This window comes from Asticcacaulis machinosus, assembly GCF_028550435.1.
GTDB lineage: Bacteria > Pseudomonadota > Alphaproteobacteria > Caulobacterales > Caulobacteraceae > Asticcacaulis > Asticcacaulis machinosus.
In genome coordinates this window covers 120,910-144,270 of record NZ_JAQQKV010000004.1, presented here as the reverse complement: position 1 = coordinate 144,270, position 23,361 = coordinate 120,910, and the positions used below count along the sequence as shown (strand labels likewise).

The window sequence follows — 23,361 nt, the reverse complement described above, 5'->3', positions numbered from 1 at the left end:
CTAAGTATAAATATTCCATAAGTGCGTGGGGCACGGGCATTATGGGAGTAGATCATGGGGGGACATATGGACCGCCGCGCCATGTTGGCGGGTGTGGGGGCGCTGTCGCTGAATGGGATTGTGGCGAAAGCTATGGCCGAGACTCAGCCAGCAAAGCCGGATGAGCCCCTCCCGCCCCGTCCGGCGATGGACGTCTATGTCAGATCGCCCCAGATCGAAGATGTCAGCCTGTCGCCTGACGGCAAACGCATCGCTCTGATCACCCAAAACGGCAAGGATTACGTTCTTGTCACCTATGAGATCGCCGCCAATAAAACCAGCCATCTGCGTTTGGGCGAAGCCAAGGTTCGCAGCGTCTTCTGGGCCAGTAATGATCACGTCATGGTCAGCACCTCCGCTACGGTGGGGCTGAGGGAATTTACCGGCAGCCGTCAGGAACACTGGCTGGCCCACATTATCGACATCCATACCAATGCGATAAAAACCCTGTTCGACCGGATGGACGGCTTTTACAACACCGTCGAAGGCGGCTTGCGGCGCATCAAGCATGAAGGCAAGTATTGCGTCACAGCGTCAAACTATCAGATGCACAGCGGATACCCTTTATGCCTGTTTCGCTTCGATCTGGAAAGCTACCGTGGCCGCCTGATCGATGCCGGTTTTGACGATACGCATAACTGGGTGCTGACGCCTGCGGGCGTACCGGTGGCCCGCTGCCACTTCAGCCGTACCCGTAAGGAATGGACTTTGGAGTTCCGCCAGCCCAAAGGCGGCTGGAAAAAGGTCTTCGTACAAAAAGAAGCCGTTGACTATCCCTCCCTGATCGGGCTTGGGCGCACCGAACAATCGGTTATTATCTATATCGACGCTGGCGACAATGCCGGTGAATATCTGGAAGTCAGCGCCGACGGCACCTTTTCAGAGCCACTGGATAAGGACGGCTACAACCGTAGCCCGATGTTCCACCCAACGACCAAGCTGTTTACCGGTTTCGCCCGCTGGGATGACTGGGTAAAGTACGAATATAATGATCCCCGGATGCAGAAACTAGCCGACCTGTGCAAGGGTGCCATGCCGGAATATAATGTCTCGGTCTATGAGTTTGCCGAAGAAGACCCGCGTAAGGTTCTGATATACGGTGAAAGCGCCTATGATCCCGGCACCTATTATTTCATTGATTTTGGTGCAGGCTCGTCCGTTCCGGTTGGCCAGAACTACCCCGACCTGTACGCCGAATGGATTACCCAGAAAAAACCGATCAAATATAAGGCCGCAGATGGCCTTGAAATCCACGGCTACCTGACCCTGCCACCGAATAAAGTACATAAGGATTTGCCGCTGATTGTCCTGCCGCACGGCGGCCCCCACGCGCGCGATACCTCAAGCTTTGACTGGGAATCCCAGCTTTATGCCTCACGCGGTTATGCCGTGCTGCAACCCAACTTCCGCGGGTCAACCGGCTATGGTAACAATTTCATCGAAGCCGGTTACGGCCAGTGGGGCCGCAAGATGCAGACCGACCTGTCCGACGGCGTGCGCTATCTGGCCAAGGGGGGCACCATTGATCCCAAACGTGTCGCCATAGTCGGCGCGTCCTACGGCGGCTATGCGGCGCTGGCGGGGGCGACCCTTGATCCCGGCGTTTACCGGTGCGCGGTGTCGGTAGCCGGCATCAGCGACATCAAGGCCATGCTGAGTTTCGACACCAACCAGACTGGCTCCGCGACCAGCCCGGTCGTACTGTCGCTCAAGCGCTCGGTCGGGGATAAGAAAACCCTGGATGAGATTTCCCCGGTCAACCATGTCGATAAGGTCACTATCCCTATCCTTCTGATCCACGGCAAAGACGATATTGTTGTCGATATCGGCCAGAGCCGCAAAATGGAACGCGCCCTTAAAAACGCCGGAAAAGACGTCACCATTATCGAACTGAAAGGTGAGGATCACTGGCAGTCGGTTGAAGCCAAGCGCGTTGAGATGTCCACCGCCATCATCGCGTTTCTGGAAAAACATAACCCGGCAACTTAATTTTAGTCCCTCGCCGGGCGGCTGGAGCCGATGTCACGGAGTGACAGGTGGGGTTTAATTCTGCCGGACTTAACCCCACCCGTCTGCTTCACTACGCTCGCATCCACCCTCCCCTGAAATCAGGGGAGGTTCTAAAATCACAGCGCGCGCACCACGATCTTTTCTTCCTTGGTCGTCGTCAGTTCATTGCGCAGACCGAACACAAACGGCGAGGCTTCGATTTCAAATACATCGCCGTCCTGGGTGCGGATACCGTCCCCAAACGAGGCCGTCGAAGTGCCAAAGCAATGGACATGGATATCGCCCGGCTGACGGAACAGGGCATATTTGAAGTGGTGATACTCCAGATTGGCGAAGGTGTGCGACATGTTGTCCTCACCCGACAGGAACGGCTTTTCCCAGACGACTTCGTTGCCACGGGTGATGCGGGCGGTGCCTTCGACGCTTTTCGGCAGATCGCCGGTGCGGATTTCAACGCCGATTGAGGCCGGACGCAACTTTGAGTGGGCCAGCCACAGATAGTTCTGCTTCTCAACAATATGATCGGAAAATTCGTTGGCCAGCGCAAAGCCCAGACGATAGGCATTGCCATCCTCACCGATGATATAGATACCGGCCATTTCAGGCTCTTCGCCGGCGTCTTCGGCAAAGCTAGGCGATTCCAGCGGCACGTTCGGGCCCACCAGCGTCGCGCCATTGCCTTTATAGAACCATTCCGGCTGGGCGCCGACCTGACCGGCCTCAGGCTTACCGCCTTCAACGCCCATCAGGAACATGCGCATGGAATCGGTCAGGTTTTCTTCGCCGGACGCGGCCGCCTGGTGCATCTTGTTACGGCTTTCGGCCGAACCCAAGTGCGTCAGGCCGGTGCCGGTGACGTGCAGGTGGGCCGAATCAGGGTGATCGATCGGTGCCAAAACCCGACCTTCGGACAAAGCTGTGGCAATATTAACCGCCTCGCCCAAGCCCAAAGCCGTGACCTTGGCATCCAGCGAAATCCCTTCGCGGATAGCCGCGGTCGCCAGTTCGTAGGTCGAAGACACGCTATTCACCACTTGCGCCGAGCCGTCATCCTGAGCGGCGGCAACACGGCGTTCGCCTGTGGCGGTTACGAATTGAATAAGGCGCAGGGTCATGACGGGCTCCCGTATATGGTTTTTGGGCGTGCTCCAGACGGAGCATCAGGCCGATTGATATAGTCAGACAAATATGCGCCGTAAAGCGCAAATCATGGGCCTGATTAAAAATAACTTTGTCAAATATCAGCGAAAATGTCATTCATTGATCATGAGGAAACCGACGCTTACCGATAATAAAACACAGCATCCCCTGACCTTCACCCCCGCGACGGGCGGACATGACATGTTCCGTGCCGCGTTTCAGGGACGCCTGCACGGCGCGCTGGCGCACAATCTGGGGGTTCAGATTCTGGGCGGGGTCTATAAGTCCGGCGATATCCTGCCCAATGAGATCGACTCCAGCGAATCGCTCGACATTTCGCGCTCGGCCTACCGTGAGGCGATCCGCATTCTGGCCTCCAAAGGGATGGTCGAAAGCCGCCCCAAGATCGGCACCCGCGTCACCGAGCGTGACCGCTGGAATATTCTCGACCCCGAAGTGCTGGGCTGGATGTTTGAAACCGAGCCGTCTGAGGATTTCATCAAGGGTTTGTTTGAACTGCGCCTGATTACCGAACCCGCTGCCGCAGCTTTGGCGGCAGAGCGGCGCACACCGGAGCAGATTGAGCGGATGCGCAAGGCGCTGAAGGTCATGGAGGTTGAGACCCTGGCCAGTGAGGCCGGACGCATGGCCGATCTGGAATTTCACCACACCCTGATGTTCGCCACCCATAACGAAGCCCTGGCCTCGCTCAGCACCACAATTGGCGCGGCGGTAAGCTGGACCACGCGCTATAAACAGCGCCATCAGTCCTTAAGCCGCGATCCGATCCCGGATCATGCCCGCGTGTTTGAGGCCATTGAGCGCGGTGATGCGTCGGCGGCCCGCTGGTGCATGGAATCGCTGGTGCGTATGGCGCTGGAGGACACGCAAAAAAGCATGCCTCCGCAAGCCTAATTCCAGACAACTCAAAGGCCTCAGCCCCCTTTTTATAATATAATAAAATAAGCTATTGTCGGACTATAACCACAAGGCTAAAAGACTGGCTGAACAGAGTCTGACTTACCTCGCCATAGCCGCGTAAGACCAAAGACCTATTACAGGAGAGACCGATAATGAAATCCCTAGCTGTTGCTGCCGGGCTTAGCCTGGCCGGCCTTTTGATGTCGACCACCGCCATGTCTGCTACCGCTACCAAGGGCGAGTTTGGCGCGCTGAAAGATGGCACCAAGATCGAAGCCGTCGAACTGAAAAACTCAAAGGGCGTATCCGCCAAGGTCATTGCTTATGGTGCCACGCTTCAGGCTCTGATGGTACCGGATCGCACGGGCAAGGTTGATGATATCGTGATCGGCTATGACACGCTTGAGGGCTATGTCGATACGCCGCAGTATCTGGGCGTCACCGTCGGCCGCTATGCCAACCGCATCGCGCTGGGCAAGTTCACGCTCGATGGCAAGGAATACAGCCTAGCCACCAACAATAATGGCAACCACCTGCACGGCGGCCTTAAGGGCTGGGACAAGGTGGTCTGGAAGGTCGAAGAGGTCAAATCCGGCCCCACGGCTTCGGTGACTTTGTCCTATGTGTCGCCCGATGGCGAAGAAGGCTATCCCGGCACGGTTAAGGTGTTTGTGACCTACGCTTTGAGCGATACGAACGACCTGACCATCTCCTATAAGGCGACGACCGATAAGCCGACCGTCCTTAACCTGACCAACCACTCCCTGTTCAATCTGGGCGGCGTTGGCTCCGGCCGCAGCGCGCTGGATGCCACCCTGCAACTGGAATCCGACACTTACCTGCCGACGACCGAAACGGCTATTCCGACCGGTGAGATTGCACCGGTTAAGGGCACGCCGTTCGATTTCACCACCCCGGCCCGCATTGATGACCGCGTGCGTGATGCCCGCCACCCGCAAATCCTGATCGGCCTTGGCATCGACCATAACTATCTGGTGCGCGGCGGCCTGACCAAGACCCCTAAACTGGCCGTTACCCTGACCGACAAAACCTCCGGTCGTGGCCTTAAGATCCTGACGACCGAGCCCGGCGTGCAGATGTATACCGGCAACTTCCTTGACGGCAAAATCCCCGGCAAGGGTGGTCAGGTGACCCGCATGGGCGATGCGGTCGCCTTTGAGACCCAGCATTACCCCGACAGCCCCAACCGTCCGGAATTCCCGACCACGCGTCTGAACCCCGGCCAGACCTACACCCAGACCACAGTTCACCACATTTTTGTAACCCAATAAAAAACCGAAGACCTTAGCCTTATGTCCGATCCTGTTTCCCGTTCCAAAACCCAGCTTCGTTCGCGCGCCTGGTTCGACAATCCCGACAATGCCGACATGACAGCGCTCTACCTTGAGCGCTACATGAACTTCGGCCTGTCGCTCGAAGACCTGCAATCGGACAAGCCGATCATTGGGATCGCGCAAACGGGATCGGACCTCAGCCCCTGTAACCGCCACCATATTGAGCTGGCCAAGCACATCCGTGACGGCATTATCGCCTCAGGCGGCATTCCTCTGGAATTCCCGGTGCACCCGATTCAGGAAACCGGTAAGCGCCCGACGGCGGGTCTCGACCGCAACCTGGCCTATATCGGTCTGGTCGAAGTCATCTATGGCTATCCGCTCGACGGCGTTGTCCTGACCATCGGCTGCGACAAGACCACCCCCGCCTGTCTGATGGCTGCCGCCACTGTCAACATCCCGTCGATTGCTTTGTCGGTCGGCCCTATGCTCAACGGCTGGTACAAGGGTGAGCGCACGGGTTCCGGCACCATCGTCTGGAAGGCGCGCGAACTGCTGGCCGCCGGTGAAATCGACTATCAGGGCTTCATCAAGCTGGTGGCCTCTTCGGCCCCGTCGACCGGCTACTGCAACACGATGGGTACGGCCACGACCATGAACTCTCTGGCCGAAGCGCTGGGAATGCAGCTCCCCTACTCGGCCGCCATTCCGGCCCCGCACCGCGACCGTCAGGAATGTGCCTACCGTACCGGTAAGCGCATCGTCGACATGGTACACGAAGACCTCAAGCCTTCGGACATCCTGACCAAGGAAGCCTTTATCAACGCCGTCCGCGTCAACTCGGCCATCGGCGGTTCGACCAACGCGCCGATCCACCTCAACGCTTTGGCCCGCCATATCGGCGTTGAGCTTAAGGTCGAGGAATGGCAGCAGTACGGCGAAGAGGTGCCGCTGATCGTCAACCTGATGCCTGCCGGTGAATATCTCGGCGAAGACTATCACCATGCCGGCGGCGTCCCCGCCGTTGTGGGCCAGTTGATCAAGCACGGCCTGATCCATGAGAACGCCCTCACCGCCAACGGCAAGACCATCGGTGAAAACTGCCGCAATGCCGTGATCGAGGACGAGCGCGTTATCCGTCCGTTCGAAACCCCGCTCAAGGCCGCCGCTGGTTTCCGCGTCCTGTCGGGTAACCTGTTCACCTCGGCCATCATGAAGGTGTCGGTGATCTCAGAGGAATTCCGTGAGCGCTATCTGAACAATCCGGCGGATCTCAACGCCTTTGAAGGCCGCGCCATCGTGTTCGACGGCCCCGAAGATTACCACCACCGCATCGACGATCCGGCGCTGGGTATCGACGAGCACTGCATCCTGTTCATGCGCGGCGCCGGCCCGATCGGTTACCCCGGTGCCGCCGAAGTCGTCAACATGCGCTGCCCTGACTATCTGCTGAAACGCGGTATCAAGTCGCTGGCCTGTATCGGCGACGGCCGTCAGTCCGGCACATCAGGCTCGCCGTCAATCCTCAACGCTTCGCCGGAAGCCGCGGCAGGTGGCAACCTCGCTATCCTCAAAACTGATGACCGCGTGCGGGTTGACCTGAACACCAACACCGTCAATGTACTGATCTCGGATTCTGAGATCGCTGAGCGCCGCGCCGCCCTAGACGCTGCCGGCGGCTTCAAGTACCCTGAGCACCAGACGCCGTGGCAGGAAATGCAACGCGCCGTCGTGGGTCAGATGGATACCGGTGCGGCCCTTGAAAACGCCGTGGCCTATCAGCGTATTGCCCAGACCAAGGGCCTGCCCAGAGATAACCACTAAAAAGTTACAACGCCTAAAAATAAACATCACTAATAAAAGTCACAATCAACTTAATGACCTGATTTTGAAGGGGTTTCGCCAAAAACATGGCGAAACCCCTTTTTATTTCCAGTTTCAATGACATAACCGCTTAATGCTTATGGTTATTCACCTCTATTTTACATTTATGCGGCTCAATCATGGATTACCGCATAAGTGGTATAAGTATGCGTAAGATGAGGTTGTCATGTCGATAAGGTTCCGGTTTCTGGCTCTGGTCGCTGGTTTTGCACTGATGGCCCTGGCGATTGCAGGGCTGGGGGTCGCCAGCATCATGGATTACCGCCGTATCCTGAGCGACTATACGACCGCCCACGAAATCGTCCATAAGGGTGAGCGCCTGAACGGGCTGGTTTCCAGTGCCGTATCGGAGTCGCGCGGTATCTATAACGCCGCCAATCCGCAGGCCGCACAGGTCTTTGCCGGTCGTCTGGAAGGCAACCTCACCGAAATCGAGGCTGTGCTACGCGAACCGGCAACCCTAAGCCCCGATCTTGTCACTCAGGCACAAGCCTTTGTGGCTTTCCGGCGCGAACTGATCCGGCTGGGCACGCAGGTATCTCCGGCGGCGGCGGACCAGCATGGCAATAACGAAGCCAACCGCCAGACCCGCATGGCCTTTCAGGCCGATCTGGAGCACTGGGTGCAGGGCGCTCGCCTTCAACTCGACCGCCATCGCCAGATTGCACAAACCTATGGCGATGGCCGCGTCTCTCATTTCATTGTTGTGGCCGTCATTGGCCTGATTATCATGATCGCCCTGTCGCTATGGTGGGCCATCGCCTATATTTCCCGCCCCCTGCAAGGTCTGGCGTCTCAGATCGTGCGGGTGTCCGAAGGCAACTACGATACGGTCAATGCCCCGTCCGATGCGCGCGCCGGCGACGAAATCTCAGCGGTTCAACGTGCCCTGGCCCTGCTGGCTGAACGCGCACAATTTGCCGAAGCCGCCGCCAAGGCCGAAAGGGAAGCCGAGCAGAAGAAGGCTTTGGAAATGCGCCAGATATTATTGGATTAGCCGCAATCCATAAATATTCGTTCGCATTCGCACAAGTATTTACGCCCTCATCCAAAGCGTGTTTTCATCAGCGTCAATCATCACGAAGGCCTGATGTATCAATCATTGCTATTTAGCCATTAAGGACTAATATATGGGCAGTGATCACCGCGTAACCTTTGGCGTAAAACGGTAGAATACACCATAACAACAACCTGAATTCATCAGGACAGTCTTTACAGGGAACGCACGCACACAAAACCGCGTGCACATGATTACGGGAGCGAGCAGACCGTGTCGATTAAAGCCAGAATACTTGCCCTTGTGGCCGCGTTTGCGGTCATGGCGCTTGGGATTGCCGGATTGGGCGTACTGACCATACGCGACTATGACCGGATGATGCAAAACTATGGGCTGTCTTATGATAATACCTATTACGGCGAACATCTGAACTATCTGGTCTCAAGCGCTGTGATGGAATCACGGGGGATATATCTGTCGCGCGATACAAACAGTGCCCGCGTCTTTGCCAAGCGGCTTGAAAACGATCTGACTGAGATCGAACAAACTATGGAAGACTGGCGCGCGGTTGGCGGGGCCAACAAGCTGGCCAGCTTTGGGGTTATTGAGAAACAGGCCGCTGAGTTTATAACCTTCCGCCGGGAACTGATCCGGCTGGGCACGACGGTAGACCCGGCCGAGGCCGATAAGCTTGGCAATAATGAGCGCGCCCGCGCCCGCCGTATCGCCTTTCAGGCTGATGTTGAAAAGGCAGTTCTGGCATCGCGTAAGGATCTGGCCAACCATCAGGCCATTGCGCAGGAATACCATGCCAAACGCGCCATCCATTTCCTGACCGTCGCTGTTTTGGGGATCGTGCTGATGGTGGCTATTTCCGTCTGGATCGTGGTTGAGTTTATCTCAAAGCCGCTCAAGACCATTGCCAATGCCATCATTAATGTCTCTGAGGGCAAGTATGAGACCCCTATCCCCGACGCTCACCCTCACCACGATCCGGCCCATGTTCATCATCAGCATGATGAAATTGCCGCGGTCTGGCGGGCGATCGAACACCTGCGTGACCGGGCGGTCGAGGCTGATCGGCTGGCGCGGGAACAGCGCGAGCATGAGCGCCTGAGACAGATGGAAATGCGCCAGATTATACTGGACTAATTACACCGAATTGGGTGGCTAACAAGATTTTGACCTTTTACGCGTAATGTCCGGGCCATGACCGCCGCCCTTTACCGGACAGAAACCCACACCGCCACTGAGCCGGCAGATCGCTGGGCTGTGCTGATCCGCGCGGCAGAAGTCACGCTGACCATTTTCTGCGTGTTCATGTTTACCGAAGCCCTTTGGGCGCCTTTGTTTGCGCCCAATCAGGAAAACGGCGGCGAAACGGCGTGGATGCGCCTGTTGTGGCTGCCGGTATATGGGGCCACGGCACTGTTGTGCGCCCTGCGGATATCCTCGTTTTTGCGCGTAATCCCTGCCCTGTTTGCCACCGGTATATTTGTGGGGCTGGCCTATTTGTCGTCGGTGTGGTCGATCGCGCCCGATGTCTCCAGTCGGCGCGCCATAGCGCTTGCCTTCACCAGCCTGTTCGGGCTCTATCTGGGCGCGCGCTATAAGGGTTCCGACCTGACCCAGATCGTAGGTGTCACTTTTGTCGGGCTGGCCGTAGGCTCCTATCTGGCGGCGATTTTGTACCCGAAGATGGGTATCGCCCACGACATCAATGCCGGGGCCTGGCGCGGGCTGTGGCATGAAAAGAACCAGATGGCGGCCATGATGGTGCTGGGCTTTATCGCGGCGTGCGCCTCCGCCTTTCAGGTACCGGAACGTCGTAAGGCATGGATCGGTGCGGCGGTGATGATATTCGTGCTGGTGGTGCTGTCGCGCTCCAAGACCTCTCTGCTGGCCTGCCTGTTGAGCTTAGGCGCCATGCCGGTGCTGGTGGCCATTCAGCGCGGCGGGTTGATCAGCGTGGTTATCGTCTGGTGCGCCACCACGGCAGCGACTCTTGGCACAGTGCTGTTCATGGCCATGCCCGATGTGATCCTGAAAGCGCTGGGCAAAGACCCGACCCTGACCGGCCGCACCCAGATCTGGGAAGCGCTGGGGCGTCTGTCTGAAGAACGCCCCTGGCTTGGCTATGGCTACAAGGCCTTTTGGGCCGAAGGTTCGGTGCCCGCCCTGATCGTGCGGCGCGAAACGCACTGGCCGGTGCCGTCGGCGCATAATGGCTGGCTGGATCTTTTGGTGCAGTTGGGCTGGGTCGGGGTGATCACCTTTGCGGTGTTTTTAGCGATCTGCTTTCTATGCGCCCTGTTTCGGTTTTCGCGTGTCAATGACGGCTTTTTCTCGGTACTGATATTATGCCTGTTCAGCTTTCTGATCCTGTCGGAAAGCTTCATTCTGGGGCAAAACAGCCTGATCTGGGTGTTATTTGTGGCGGCGGCGGCCCGTCTGACCGCCAACCGTTTGCAGGAAAGCTAGGGGTAGCGGCCCAATTCTCCTCCCTATCGAAGATGGGGAGGTGGCTGTAAGCGTAGCGAGCAGACGGAGGGGTATTTCATACGAAAGATACCCCTCCGCCTCGTAAACTCGGCACCTCCCCACTGCGTAGGGAGGAGAGTCATTTACCGCGAATAATGCACCTGCGCATGGGGCCCCAGCGGAAGGTCAAAATGCACCCATCCGGCAGTCATCAATATCCCCGCCACCATGAAACACAGGGCATAGGGCAGCATCAGGGCCAGCAATGACCCGACCCCATAGGTCGAGTCCCACCGGCGGCAAAAGGCCAGAATAAGCGGAAAGTAGGACATCAGCGGCGTCATGATATTGGTATAGCTATCACCCATCCGGTAAGCCGCCGTGGTCATTTCCGGCGAAATGCCGACCAGCATGAACATGGGCACCACAACGGGGGCCAGAGCCGACCACTTGGCCGAGGCCGAACCGATAAACAGGTCCAGCACCGATGAAAACAGCAGCACACTGACCAGCAGGATCGGCGTCGGCAAATCCCAGCTCTTGAGCACTTCGGCGCCATTGATGGCGGCAATCGGCCCCAGCCCCGACCAGTTGAACATGGCCACAAAATGGGCGGCAAAAAACGCAAACACGATATAGGGGGCCATAGAGCGTATCCCCTCCCCCATCATTCGCACCACGTCATTGTCGGATTTGACAGTGCCGGCCTTGATGCCAAACGATATGCCGGTCGCCAGAAACAGCAGGAAAAAGCCGGGGATAAGCGCCGAATAGAACGGCTGAAGCTGGGCGGGGCCGGTCTTTGTTTCATCAATCAGCGGCGTATAGCCGGGCCAGAGCGCCAGAGCGGCAAACAGGCCAATCACGATCAGGGCGGCGATACCGGCGGCCTTCAGTCCCTTCTTTTCGGCTTCGGTGACTTCGGATTTAGCCAGTTCAGCGGCAATTTCGGTATCCTTGGTGCCACCCCATTTGCCCAGACGCGGCTCAACGATCACGTCGGTAATGAACCAGACGATGGGGGTAAACAGGAACACAATCGCTACGATAAACCACCAGTTACCGATCGGGTTCATGGTCCATTCGGGATCGATAATACGGGCCGCTTCCTGCGTAAAGCCAAACAGCAGCACATCGATCTGACCCGGCGTGATATTACCGGCATAGCCACCCGATACCGCCGCAAAGGCTGCCGCCACCCCGACCAGCGGGTGCCGCCCGACCGAGGCATAGATCAGGGCTGCCAGCGGGATAAACACCACATATCCGGTATCAGAGGCATGGTGCGACAACATACCAATCACCGCCACGCACGGCGTCAGGATAGCTTTTGGGGCGTTGCGTAAGGATGAGCGGATCAGCGCGCTGAACATCCCCGTGCGCTCCGCCACCGCCGCCCCGTACATGACCACCAGAACAACCCCCAGCGGGGCAAATCCGGTCAGGGTCTTTGGCATATCGACCAGCAGGCGGGTAATGTTTTCCTGCGTGAACAGGCTGTCGGCGGTATAGGTCACTACCCCGTTTTCAAGGGTCGAGAACGGCGGGGCCTTATCGCCCGAAAATGGAATGGAGGCCGACCATCCCAGATACGCGCCGATAGTCGACAACACCATCAGGGCCAGGATCAGCCAGACAAAGATCATGACCGGATCGGGCAGTTTGTTCCCCAAACGCTCGATAAACCCCAGAAAGCCCTTCTGACGTTGCGCCATATCACTATTGGTCATGTGTCTCCCCTTACCGCGCCAAAACCTTAACCTTAGCGGGACATGGGCCGCTGTCAAACGCAGATAGTATCTAACGGAATGATTTCGGCGAGTAAATGTTTCAAATTCTAAACAAAACCAACACACTAAGACCCCAGAGCATTCAGATAGCGTTCATGGGACAAGGGTCATTTTAGGACATCGAAATACAGTCTTAAAAAGGAGACACGCTATGAAGAAGATATTCGCCGCCTCAATGATGGCCATTATGATGAGTTCAGCCGCCCTGTCTGGCACGGCTATGGCCCAACCGCGTCCGGACGACCGTCACGAGCAAGGGCCGAACAAGTCAGATGCTCGTGGCCATGACCGGCACGATGAGCGCAACACCCCGCCCAAGGGTTGGCACAAGCACAGTAAGTCGAGCTACAAGAAAGGCGGCTATGTTGCCTATAATGACTGGCAGCGCGGCAAGGCGGTCGATTACCGCCAGCACAAAAAGCTGAAAGCCCCGCCCCGCGGCTATGAATGGCGTCAGATCGACAACCGCTATGTTCTGGCGGCCGCCGCCACCGGCGTTATAGCAACCATTATTATTACGAGATAACTTAAAGAGCGGCGCCCTAACCGGCGCCGTTTTTGTCGCGTCGTTTTTTAGGCCTTAGCCAGTTTGACGATATCAGCCTCGCTGAACCCAAGCGCCTGCAAAGCGGCAATGGCGATCCCTTCGGCATCTAACCCCGCATCTGCGTACATGGCGTCGGGCTTATCGTGATCCTGGAACCGATCCGGCAAGGTCAGGGTGCGGATTTTCAGGCCGCCATCCAGCGCGCCTTCTTCGGCCAGAAAATGCAGCACAAACGCGCCGAAGCCACCCATCGCGCCTTCTTCGACGGTAATCAGACATTCATGATGTTTAGCCAGTTGTCGGATCAGGTCTTTGTCGAGCGGCTTGGCGAAACGGGCATCGGCCACGGTCGTGGATAGGCCTTTGGCGGCCAGAATGTCGGCGGCTTTGAGCGCTTCACTCAGGCGCGCGCCCAGCGACAGTATGGCGACTTTTGAGCCTTCGCGCACAATCCGGCCTTTGCCGATCTCAAGGGCTTCAGCCAGTTCAGGGATCACCGCCCCCGTGCCTTCGCCGCGCGGATATCTGAACGCCGAGGGGCCGTCATCATAGGCGGTGGCGGTGGCAATCATGGCGGCAAGCTCCGCCTCATCAGACGCGGCCATCAAGACCATGCCGGGAAGTGCGCCCAGATAGCCGATATCAAACGTGCCGGCGTGGGTTGCGCCATCAGCGCCGACCAGTCCGGCCCGATCAATGGCAAAGCGCACCGGCAGATCCTGCAAGGCGACATCGTGGGCGACCTGATCATAACCGCGCTGCAAAAAGGTCGAATAGATGGCGCAGAACGGCTTCATGCCATCAGCCGCTAAACCTGCGGCAAAGGTCACGGCATGCTGTTCGGCAATGCCGACATCAAAGGTACGCGCCGGAAAAATCTCGGCAAACCGGTCAAGGCCCGTACCCGAAGGCATGGCGGCGGTGATACCGACGATTTTCGGGTCGATATGGGCGCGCTTGATCAGTTCCGAGGCAAAGACATCGGTGAAGCTTGGGGCATTGGCCTTAGGCTTTGACTGCTCACCCGTGACGACATCGAACTTGGCGACGCCGTGATATTTGTCGGCAGCGCTTTCGGCGTGGACATAGCCCTTGCCCTTTTGCGTCACCACATGGACCAACACCGGCCGATCCGTGATCGAATGAGCCTTTTTGAGCACAGCCAAAAGGTGCTCCATATTGTGGCCGTCGATCGGACCAACGTAGTAAAAGCCCAGTTCCTCGAAAAATGTCCCGCCGGTGACCATGCCGCGGGTAAATTCTTCGGCCTTGCGCGCGGCCTCAAATAATGGGCGCGGCAGGCGCTCAGCGACCGATTTGCCGAACTTACGGAACGACTGATAGGCCCCGCCGGAGACGAGATTGGCCAGGTACGCGCTCATGCCGCCGACCGGCGGGGCAATCGACATATCATTGTCGTTGAGGATGACGGTCAGGCTTTTGGTGGTTTCGGCGGCATTATTCATGGCTTCATAGGCCATGCCCGCCGACATCGAGCCGTCACCGATCACAGCGATGACACGGTTGTCCTTGCCCTGCAGGTCGCGGGCGGCGCAGAACCCCAGAGCCGCCGAAATGGATGTGGCCGCATGGGCTGCGCCAAACGGATCATATTCACTCTCAGACCGTTTGGTGAAGCCCGACAGTCCACCGCCCTGACGTAAAGATCGGATACGGTCGCGCCGTCCGGTCAGAAGCTTATGCGGATAGGTCTGATGGCCCACATCCCAGATCAGAATATCTTTCGGGGTTTCAAAGACATGATGCAGCGCCACCGTCAGTTCGACCACACCCAGCGCCGAGCCCAGATGGCCGCCGGTTTTTGACACCACATCGATGGTTTCAAGGCGCACTTCGTCGGCAAGGGCCCTAAGGTCGTGAAAGCTCAGGGACCTTATGCGCTCAGGCGATGTCAGGGTGTCGAGGACGGGCGTTACAGACGGCATATTCATTACGCGTAAAGATATAGATTTTTGAATCGCTTTGAAATAACTAAATTATCGCCTTTTTACCGGCGTCAGACGGTTACTTCAGGTTTGGCGATTGAGCACGAAATCGACGCTTTCGCGTAAAAACCGCGCATCCGATCCAAACATGTCGAGCCGCGCCTTGGCCTGATCGGCCAGAATTTTAACCCGCGCCTTGGATTCTTCGACGCCCAGCAGGGTGACGAAATTGGTCTTGCCCTTGGCCGCATCCTTGCCGCCAGTCGCTTTGCCCAACAGGTCGGGATCGCCCTCCACGTCCAGCAGGTCATCGGCAATCTGATAGGCCAGCCCAAGATCCTGCGCAAAGTGAGTAAGTGCATGGGATTCGCGGTCACCGGCATCGGCAATGATCAGCGGAATTTCAAAGGCAAACACAATCAGGGCGCCGGTTTTCAGGCGCTGCATGCGCGCCACCCCGCCCAGATCATCCGACACCCCGATCAGATCGATCATCTGACCGCCGGCCATGCCCTGCGCGCCTGATGCCTGCGCCAGACGCGCCACCAGATCACACCGCACCAGCGGGTCTTCGTGGGTATCTTCGGAGGCCATGATTTCAAAAGCCACGCTTTGCAGGGCATCACCGGCCAGAACAGCGGTGGCTTCGTCATAGGCGCGGTGGACGGTCAGTTGCCCGCGGCGAATATCGTCATCATCCATGCACGGCAGATCGTCATGGATCAGGCTGTAGGCATGAATGCACTCCAGCGCACAGGCCGCCCGCAACACTGAGCGCTCATCGACATCGAACAGACGACCGGTTTCCAGCGCAAAGAACGGCCGCAGACGCTTACCCGGCCCCAGGGCCGCATAGCGCATGGCCTCGGTCAGGCGCTGTTCCGGCCCGTCGGCGCGCGGCAGCAATTCATCCAGCGCCATCGTCACCAGATCCGCCGTCTCCTGCATACGCTGACCCAAGGGGGGAAGGTCGGAATTGGCGGCGATCAGGGTCAAGGCTTAAGTCTTTCGGATCTGAAGGTTACGGCACATCACCGCGCCAAAAACTTTGTTTGCGATTAATTAAACTCAGCGGGGGCAACCCCTTCGACCTGTCCGGTCTTGGACAGCGATATTTTTTCGACCTGAAGCCGCGCATCCTCAAGACGCTTTTCACAGTGCGCCTTAAGTTCGGCCCCGTAGGTGTAAAGCTTAAGCGATTCTTCCAGCGGCGCGGCCCCCGATTCCAGCTTCTGAACCACTTTTTCAAGCTGGCTCAGAGCCTCCTCAAAGGACAGGGTGGAAATGTCGGGAGAAGCGTCGGTCATGGTACTGAAAATAATTCTCTTAGAACGATAATTCTATAAAGGCTTTAAGCCCTAAATTTCAGCATATCAACCCCATAGAGGCTGATCAGAGCGCCTCATAGCGGCGGCAACCCCAGTATTTGAAGCCCTGCTCATGGGTCTTGATATATCCCGACCGCTTAAGTTCGCGTGAGATCATATAGTTGAAATAGCCGTGGGCCATGAGCACGACCTCATCGCCGCTCTTGGCGCGTTCCAGCAGGAAATCGGCGGCCTTGCGCGCGCGGGCCTCAGCCTCACGGCGGGTCTCCTGCCCCTTGTGATTATTGAACGCCCACCACCAGAAGCGCGAGATCGCCCCCCAGTGCTTGGGGCTAAAGGTCAGGCTGTCGGGAAAATCCGGCGGCGGCAGGGGCGCCTCGATAAACAGGTCATAGGGCTCAAACGGACGCTCCCCGCAGGCCATGCGGGCGGTCTCAAGCGCTCTCTGACGGGTCGATGACAACAGGTGCCGGGCGCGGGCAATATAGTCCTTAAGCACCTGCGGCGGTTGCTGGCCTTCCAGCAGGCCGCCCACCTCATAGCGCGCCCACCATTCGCCATAGCCTTTGGCGGTCAGCTTCACGCGGCGCGACAAGGCCGGTTCACCGTGACGCACCAGCGTAATGGCGCCGCGCTTCTGGCGTAATGTGGCGTCGGCTACCTTCACCTGCCCCCCGGCGCGGGAATCAGCGGATTGCGGGCTGAATGCCGAAACCACCATGAACGAGCCCCGCTGCTTATTGACTACGATCTAAGGTCGTAACCTGACCGGTGAGTCAAGACAAGGCTCTTTTGAGTGTGCGCTCAGGGTCTTTGCAGGCCGAAGTGGATGACATCGGTGCGGCCAGTGCGAAAACCAGCTTCGCAATAGGCCAGATAAAACAGCCACAGCTTACGGAACGGACCGTCAAAGCCGCGGATGTGGCCGGCCTTCCATGCCGCCTCAAACCGCTGGGCCCACAGTTTGAGCGTCTGGGCATAGTCCAGGGCAAACCCATAGGTTTTAAGCGGCGCCAGCCCTACCCGTGCGGCCTGAGATTTAAGTCTGGCAAGGCTTGGCAGCATGCCGCCGGGGAAGATGTATTTCTGGATAAAATCCGAACGCTGACGGTATTCATCAAACAGGTCATCGCGGATGGTAATGATCTGAAGCCCCGCCTTGCCGCCGGGTTTGAGGCGTGCCTTGACCTGATTGAAATAGGCGTCCCAATAGGCCTCGCCGACCGCCTCAAACATCTCAATAGAGACAATGGCATCAAACTCACCCTCGACATCGCGGTAATCCATCAGACGGATATCCACAAGATTATCAAGCCCGTGGCGCTTCATGCGCGCGGTGGCATAGTCGGCTTGTGCTGGTGAAATGGTCAGACACGTCACCTTGGCACCGATAGTCTGGGCGGCATATTGGGCAAATCCCCCCCAGCCGCAGCCGATTTCGAGCACATGCTGGCCGGGTTTGAGATCGACCAGTTTAGCCAGAGCCGCATATTTGGCCGTTTGGGCCGATTCGAGGTCGGTTTCCGCCTCAAACAGGGCCGATGAATAGGTCATGGTCTTATCCAGCCACTGACCATAAAAATCATTGCCGAGATCGTAGTGGGCAAAGATATTGCGCTTGGAGCCCGATTTGGTGTTTTTATTAAAGGTGTGAAGAATATTGTTAAAGACCCGCACCAGGGGATTGCCAACCAGCAGGATCTTAAGTTTATCGAGATTGTAACTAAGGACGGTCAGAAGGGCAGCCAGATCGGGCGTATCCCACTCCCCTTCGCGGTAACCGTCGCAGAAACCGATGTCGCCCGACGCCATCACCCGGCGGATAAAGCGCGGGTTTTTGACCTCAAGCCGTGCCGTCGGCCCCTCCTCCGTCCCTTTTAGCGGCCACACCGCCCCGTTCGGAAAGACAATGTCCAACTGACCTTTGCGCCAGTTGCGGTTAAGGATGTTCAGGCTTTTGCGAAACGCTGCCGGAAGGTAAGATAAATCCACCGGCTTCAGGCTGGTTTCGGACGCAGAGTGACTGACCGGTGACGTAAGCATACTTAAGCACCCTTCCTCTATGTATGAGGCAAATATAGATTATTTCAGGAGACGAAGACACAAAAAAGCGATGCCGGATGCTACCGCACTGGCGATAGCCCCCCACCCTATGTCGATGTATGACAAAGGCGCCGACCAGTTCCTGACCACCGCCAGTGCGGTCAGATTATAGGTGCCATAGCCGATCAGCCCGACCACAAAACCACCTGCCACCGCCGACATCAGCGGTGACAGATTGTAGGGGTTGAGCTGACCACTCACTGCCGGATAAACGGCAAACCACGTCAGGCCAAAGACATACAAAATATAAAATAGCACCGCAGGCGGCACATTGAACTTTTCAAGCAGCAGGTCGCCCATCATCGGGCGGTAAATCCGGCCCGCCATGTTCGACAGCCACAGGAAATCCAGCACCGCAAAGATGATAAACACCGCGCCGTAGCTGAGGGCGAACCTGACCATGACTTAAATCCGCGCAAACGGTTTGAGCAGCTTACCCAAAAGCGTTTTCGGCGCGATGGGCGCCAGCGCCGAGATCAGGCAGATACATTCCTGCCCGCTCGCAATGGCCGGCGCATGGATATCGCCGGGGGCCTGCGCCACCAGATCGCCAGGCAGATAATTCCCGCCGGTATCGGAAAACCGTCCGGTCAGCACCACCGTCAGTTCCAGCCCCTTATGGTCATGATCGGGCATGTTCATGCCGCCCTTGACCCCCATCAGATAGGTGTGGGCACCGTCATGCTCATCGGCAAGCGAGGCAATCCACACACCGGGGGCGGCCCAATAACGCGGCTTGAAATCCTGCGCTGTCAGACCTGCCGGAAGGGCAATCCCCTCCAGATAAGGCTTGGGCTTTGCGGATTTGGCAACAGGTTGCGGCACAGTCTCTTCAGGACGCTCAATGCGGGCCAGCGCCAGATCCAGTGCATCAGCCGACATCTCAACGCCGTCCGTATCTTCCATAAGCGAGGCCCCGATCACATCGAACAGCCGCAATTGCGCCCGACACTCGGCGCAGGCCTCGACATGGGCGCGCACCGTCAGGGTCTGCCCGCGCGGCATACGCCCGTTGTGGTAATCCAGCAAAAGTTCGGTGGCGGGGTGGTGCATTACGCTACTCATGATCTTAGCACAGGGTCTTTGGCGGCCGAGGCCTCATAAGCGCTTTTGAGGCGCATCATGGCCAGACGCAGCCTTGATTTGACGGTGCCCAGCGGTATCGAAAGTGCCGCAGCGATTTCACCGTGGGACAGGTCTTCAAAAAAGGATAGTCGGATAACGTCTATCTGTTCCGGCGGCAGGGTACGCATCAGTGCGGACATAGACTTAACTGACTGGGCGGTGATCACCGCCTCATCGGCGGCACGGTCAGGCTCAGGCGCCCACAGATCTTCGGGCAGGTCCTTGACGCGCTGAAGCTTGCGCAGGTTATCGATGCGCAGATTGCGGGCAATGGCATAGATCCAGGTCGAGGCTTGCGCTTTGTTGGGGTCGAAATAATGGGCCTTGCGCCAGACATTCAAAAGCGTGTCCTGCGCCAGATCCTCGGCCTCAGAGGCGCTCATGCCCCGCCCCATCATGAAGGCCTTGAGTTTGGGCGCAAATTGCGAAAACAGCCGCGCATAGGCGTGGCGGTCGCGATCGGCGGCGATCTTCAGGATCAGGGCTTCGGTCGAGGCGGTCTTAAGATCGTCATGGGACATGCCACATGATGCGCCGGACAGCGGGCGCACGTCAAACGCTTCTGCCGTTGCGACATCACACTCATCGAGAAGGCCGGACATGCTGTGTTTCATGATCGTTGATACGGCACGCGGTTTTGACTGGATCATGGCGCTTGCCAAAAAGATCGGCTGATCCATGCGGTCTTAGGTGCCGTATAGATAAACAAAATCCATCTGAGAGCCCCAACATGCCCGACAGCCATCATATTGCCACGCCGTTTGACCCCAACGGGCCGCACGGCGATATGAGCTTCAGCCGCCTGCCACTGGGTGAGGATCGCCAGAAGGTCGCCGTTATCGGCACCGGCATAGCGGGTTTGTCAGCAGCCTGGATGCTGAAAGATCGCTACGACGTGACCGTGTTTGAGAAATCTGACCGCCCCGGCGGTCATTCCCACAGCTTCAATGCCGGAAGCGAAGATAGGCCTTTGTGGATCGACATGGGTTTTATCGTCTTTAATAACCCTTGCTACCCTAATCTCCTGGCCTTGTTTGAGCATCTGGGGGTGGCGCATGAGCCCTCCGATATGTCATTTGGCGTCAGCGTCGATCAGGACGGGCCCGGGCACCTCGAATATGCCTCGACCAGCCTGAACGGCCTGTTTGCCCAGCGACGCAACCTGATCCGTCCGCGTTTTTTGAGCCTGTTGTCGGATATTGTGCGCTTTTATAAACACGCCCCTGTTGATACCAGAGCCTTGACCTCCGACAGCTATACATTGGGCGAATACCTGACCGATAAACGTTATGGACGGGCCTTTATTGACGACCATCTGCTGCCGCAGGCGGCGGCGATCTGGTCGACCTCGGCGCGGGAAATCATGGACTATCCGCTCAAAGCTTTTATCGCCTTCTTTGAAAACCACGGCCTGCTGCGCCTGAAAGACCGTGTGCCGTGGCGGACGGTGACCAACGGCTCACAGGCCTATGTCGAAAAACTGACCGCCGGTTTTAAAGATCGTATCGTCACCAATACTGCGGTTAAAACCGTCATCCGCCATGACCGAGAGGTGATTGTAATAGATGAGCACGACCGCGCCCATCGCTTTGATCAGGTGATCTTCGCCACCCATACCCCTGATACGCTGAATATGCTGGGTGATGCCGACGATATGGAAACCGATATCTTAGGCGGCATCCGCTATACGCCCAACACGGTTGTACTGCATACCGATGCGAACCTGATGCCTAAGCGCCGCCACGCCTGGTCGAGCTGGAACTATATCGGTAAGGGCGCGGATCATGACCGGCAACTCTGCGTCAGCTACTGGATGAACCGGTTGCAGAACCTGAAGACCGAGACCGACTATTTCGTGACCCTCAATCCGGTCACACCGGTCGATCCGGCGAAGATTATCGCCACCGCCCAATTTGATCACCCGCTGTTCAATGCCCGCGCCTTGCAGTCCCAGCAGCATATCGGGCTTATTCAGGGCGTGCGCCGGACATGGTTCTGCGGCGCGTGGATGGGGCATGGCTTTCACGAAGACGGCCTGCAATCGGGTCTGGCGGTGGCTGAGACCTTAAGCGGGTTGAAGCGCCCGTGGGCCTTTGATCCAGCCCAAAGCCGTATTGCCTGGCGGCCGAATTGGGCGGAGACTATGGCGGCGGAGTAGATCATGAACGCCCCTTTTTCAGCCTCAGAAGCGCAGACGCAGATAATCGCGCCGTCACTGGCCGCAGGGCTATATACCGGCGATGTTGTGCATGTCCGCTATGCGCCGAAATCGCACCGGCTGAGCTACCGGATTTTTCAGGTTCTGCTGGATCTGGATCATCTGGACGCGGGCCTCAAACCGCTGAAATGGCTGTCGCTCAACCGGTTTGGCGGGCTCAGTTTTCATGAGGCCGATTACGGGCCGGATCAGGCCGATAGCTCGGCCCCCTTAAAAGACCGCGTGGCACGCCACTTGAAATCACATGAGATGTACGCGGATGGTGACCGGCTGTTTCTGCTGACCATGCCGCGGGTGCTGGGTTATGTATTTAACCCTATCAGTCTCTATTTCGTTCAGAAACCGGATGGCCAGATGCGCTGTGTGGTCTATGAGGTCAATAATACTTTCGGCGACCGTCACAGCTATATCCTGCCGGTTGAGACGCCTGCCCGCCACATCCATCAACGTAGCGCCAAACGGCTGCATGTCTCACCCTTTATGGACATGGATATGGGCTATGAGTTCGACTTGACCGCGCCGCGTGAGACCTTTGCGCTCAAGATCATGGTCAAACAGGCAGGTGCCAATATGCTACTGGCGGCCTTTACGGCCCGGCGCGAGGCATTAACCGACAAAACCTTACGCCGTCAGTTCTTCGCCCTGCCCCTGATGACGCTTAAGGTCATGGCCGGTATCCACTGGGAAGCGCTGAAAATCTGGCTAAAAGGGATTAAGTACCGCCCCAAACCGCCGACGGCGAAATCTTCGGCATCCGTCGGGTGATCTTTCTCCTCCCTATCGAGCCCTTAGGCGCAGATGGGGAGGTGCCGAGTTTACGAGGCGGAGGGGTATCCTTCATTGCCGCATTTACCCCTCCGTCAGCCCTGACGGGCTGCCACCTCCCCATGCTTTTTAAACGCGCTACCGCTTCGCTATTTGAGCGCAAGCGTAGGGAGGAGAATTGGTTAAACTCGAAAAATCTTTAAACTCAGCCTACATCATCTTGACGGTGCGGATCGAAAACTGCGACACCAGCTTGGATACCCCCGGCATGGTCGACAGCACATCGCGGTGGACATCCTCATATGACAGGCTGTCGCGCAGGACGATTTTCAGCAGATAATCGGCTTCACCCGACATCAGGTGACACTCTTCGATCGGGGCGCAGGTCAGGGCGACCTTTTCAAACTTTTCGAACGTCTCACGGCGCTGGTCCTGCAAGGTGACATGGACGAACACCGTCCCCTGCTTGCCCTGCACGTTTTCGGCGATGACGGCGCGGTAGCCGGTTATGATGCCGCGCTGCTCCAGTATCTTGACGCGGCGGTGGGCGGCCGACGGGCTCAAGCCCACCTTTTCCCCCAATTCCGCCGCCGTCGCGCGGGCGTCAGCCCGTAAGACCTTGATCAGTTCGCGATCAAAGGAGTCGAGGTCGGAAAATTTGTCAGAATTGGCCATGAAATTGAGATTATATCGCGCAACTTAGCAATTCAAGACGCAAATTCGCAAAAACATCTTACGGTTTTCGTATCATTATCAACAAAATAACACCGTG

The 23,361-nt window shown here is 57.4% G+C and carries 21 protein-coding genes; 10 read left to right on the top strand and 11 right to left on the bottom strand.

What is annotated here, in order from left to right:
* Positions 1 to 54: 54 nt before the first annotated feature.
* On the top strand, positions 55 to 2,028 hold the full coding sequence (locus tag PQU98_RS15940) for an alpha/beta hydrolase family protein (protein WP_272745956.1): 1,974 nt from the start codon (positions 55 to 57) through the stop codon (positions 2,026 to 2,028).
* Between the two features lie 137 nt (positions 2,029 to 2,165).
* On the opposite strand, the gene araD1 is transcribed toward PQU98_RS15940, so the two are convergent.
* Positions 2,166 to 3,164, bottom strand: coding sequence for an AraD1 family protein (gene araD1 / locus PQU98_RS15935; protein WP_272745955.1), 999 nt, complete (start codon positions 3,162 to 3,164; stop codon positions 2,166 to 2,168).
* Positions 3,165 to 3,390: 226 nt separating this feature from the next.
* On the opposite strand from araD1, the gene PQU98_RS15930 reads away from it, so the two are divergent.
* From PQU98_RS15930 to PQU98_RS15905, 6 genes are all read left to right on the top strand, one after another.
* Positions 3,391 to 4,104, top strand: coding sequence for a FadR/GntR family transcriptional regulator (locus PQU98_RS15930; protein WP_272746087.1), 714 nt, complete (start codon positions 3,391 to 3,393; stop codon positions 4,102 to 4,104).
* Between the two features lie 158 nt (positions 4,105 to 4,262).
* Entirely contained in the window at positions 4,263 to 5,402 is a 1,140-nt protein-coding gene (locus PQU98_RS15925) for an aldose epimerase family protein (protein ID WP_272745954.1), read from the top strand.
* Positions 5,403 to 5,423: 21 nt separating this feature from the next.
* Complete coding sequence (locus PQU98_RS15920) at positions 5,424 to 7,229, top strand: IlvD/Edd family dehydratase (protein WP_272745953.1); 1,806 nt, start codon at positions 5,424 to 5,426, stop codon at positions 7,227 to 7,229.
* 226 nt (positions 7,230 to 7,455) lie between these two features.
* Positions 7,456 to 8,286, top strand: a complete 831-nt coding sequence (locus PQU98_RS15915; RefSeq protein ID WP_272745952.1) for a sensor histidine kinase family protein — start codon at positions 7,456 to 7,458, stop codon at positions 8,284 to 8,286.
* Positions 8,287 to 8,559: 273 nt separating this feature from the next.
* Positions 8,560 to 9,438, top strand: a complete 879-nt coding sequence (locus PQU98_RS15910; RefSeq protein ID WP_272745951.1) for a methyl-accepting chemotaxis protein — start codon at positions 8,560 to 8,562, stop codon at positions 9,436 to 9,438.
* 57 nt (positions 9,439 to 9,495) lie between these two features.
* On the top strand, positions 9,496 to 10,767 hold the full coding sequence (locus PQU98_RS15905; RefSeq protein WP_272745950.1) for an O-antigen ligase family protein: 1,272 nt from the start codon (positions 9,496 to 9,498) through the stop codon (positions 10,765 to 10,767).
* Between the two features lie 143 nt (positions 10,768 to 10,910).
* Here PQU98_RS15905 and PQU98_RS15900 read toward each other — a convergent pair whose 3' ends face one another.
* The gene (locus tag PQU98_RS15900; RefSeq protein ID WP_272745949.1) at positions 10,911 to 12,497 is read right to left on the bottom strand and encodes an AbgT family transporter; all 1,587 of its coding nucleotides are present in this window, start codon (positions 12,495 to 12,497) and stop codon (positions 10,911 to 10,913) included.
* Between the two features lie 211 nt (positions 12,498 to 12,708).
* Here PQU98_RS15900 and PQU98_RS15895 point away from each other — a divergent pair, with 211 nt between their 5' ends.
* Positions 12,709 to 13,083, top strand: a complete 375-nt coding sequence (locus PQU98_RS15895) for an RcnB family protein (RefSeq protein WP_272745948.1) — start codon at positions 12,709 to 12,711, stop codon at positions 13,081 to 13,083.
* Between the two features lie 47 nt (positions 13,084 to 13,130).
* On the opposite strand, the gene dxs is transcribed toward PQU98_RS15895, so the two are convergent.
* The 8 genes from dxs to PQU98_RS15855 all read right to left on the bottom strand — a co-directional run bounded on the left by dxs (position 13,131) and on the right by PQU98_RS15855 (position 20,286).
* A complete protein-coding gene (dxs, locus tag PQU98_RS15890) occupies positions 13,131 to 15,050 on the bottom strand; it encodes a 1-deoxy-D-xylulose-5-phosphate synthase (RefSeq protein WP_272745947.1) in 1,920 nt (639 codons plus the stop codon).
* A gap of 84 nt (positions 15,051 to 15,134) precedes the next feature.
* On the bottom strand, positions 15,135 to 16,046 hold the full coding sequence (locus PQU98_RS15885) for a polyprenyl synthetase family protein (RefSeq protein ID WP_272745946.1): 912 nt from the start codon (positions 16,044 to 16,046) through the stop codon (positions 15,135 to 15,137).
* 62 nt (positions 16,047 to 16,108) lie between these two features.
* Complete coding sequence (locus PQU98_RS15880; RefSeq protein ID WP_272745945.1) at positions 16,109 to 16,357, bottom strand: exodeoxyribonuclease VII small subunit; 249 nt, start codon at positions 16,355 to 16,357, stop codon at positions 16,109 to 16,111.
* 85 nt (positions 16,358 to 16,442) lie between these two features.
* Positions 16,443 to 17,099, bottom strand: coding sequence for a histidine phosphatase family protein (locus PQU98_RS15875; RefSeq protein ID WP_272745944.1), 657 nt, complete (start codon positions 17,097 to 17,099; stop codon positions 16,443 to 16,445).
* 83 nt (positions 17,100 to 17,182) lie between these two features.
* A complete protein-coding gene (locus PQU98_RS15870) occupies positions 17,183 to 18,421 on the bottom strand; it encodes an SAM-dependent methyltransferase (protein ID WP_272745943.1) in 1,239 nt (412 codons plus the stop codon).
* A 39-nt stretch (positions 18,422 to 18,460) separates the two neighbouring features.
* Entirely contained in the window at positions 18,461 to 18,883 is a 423-nt protein-coding gene (locus PQU98_RS15865; protein WP_272745942.1) for a DUF2177 family protein, read from the bottom strand.
* A 3-nt stretch (positions 18,884 to 18,886) separates the two neighbouring features.
* Positions 18,887 to 19,546, bottom strand: coding sequence for a ChrR family anti-sigma-E factor (locus tag PQU98_RS15860; RefSeq protein ID WP_272745941.1), 660 nt, complete (start codon positions 19,544 to 19,546; stop codon positions 18,887 to 18,889).
* Positions 19,543 to 20,286 (bottom strand): sigma-70 family RNA polymerase sigma factor, encoded by a 744-nt coding sequence (locus PQU98_RS15855; protein WP_272745940.1) that lies wholly within the window; start codon positions 20,284 to 20,286, stop codon positions 19,543 to 19,545. The genes PQU98_RS15860 and PQU98_RS15855 overlap by 4 nt, the downstream gene beginning before the upstream one ends.
* 50 nt (positions 20,287 to 20,336) lie before the next feature.
* Here PQU98_RS15855 and PQU98_RS15850 point away from each other — a divergent pair, with 50 nt between their 5' ends.
* Together PQU98_RS15850 and PQU98_RS15845 are read left to right on the top strand one after the other, a co-directional pair.
* Positions 20,337 to 21,764 carry an NAD(P)/FAD-dependent oxidoreductase gene (locus PQU98_RS15850; protein WP_272745939.1) on the top strand — a complete coding sequence of 476 codons (1,428 nt, stop codon included), beginning with the start codon at positions 20,337 to 20,339 and terminating at the stop codon, positions 21,762 to 21,764.
* A 3-nt stretch (positions 21,765 to 21,767) separates the two neighbouring features.
* On the top strand, positions 21,768 to 22,589 hold the full coding sequence (locus tag PQU98_RS15845; protein WP_272745938.1) for a DUF1365 domain-containing protein: 822 nt from the start codon (positions 21,768 to 21,770) through the stop codon (positions 22,587 to 22,589).
* A gap of 210 nt (positions 22,590 to 22,799) precedes the next feature.
* On the opposite strand, the gene PQU98_RS15840 is transcribed toward PQU98_RS15845, so the two are convergent.
* Positions 22,800 to 23,264 (bottom strand): Lrp/AsnC family transcriptional regulator, encoded by a 465-nt coding sequence (locus PQU98_RS15840; RefSeq protein ID WP_272745937.1) that lies wholly within the window; start codon positions 23,262 to 23,264, stop codon positions 22,800 to 22,802.
* Between the last annotated feature and the right edge of the window lie 97 nt (positions 23,265 to 23,361).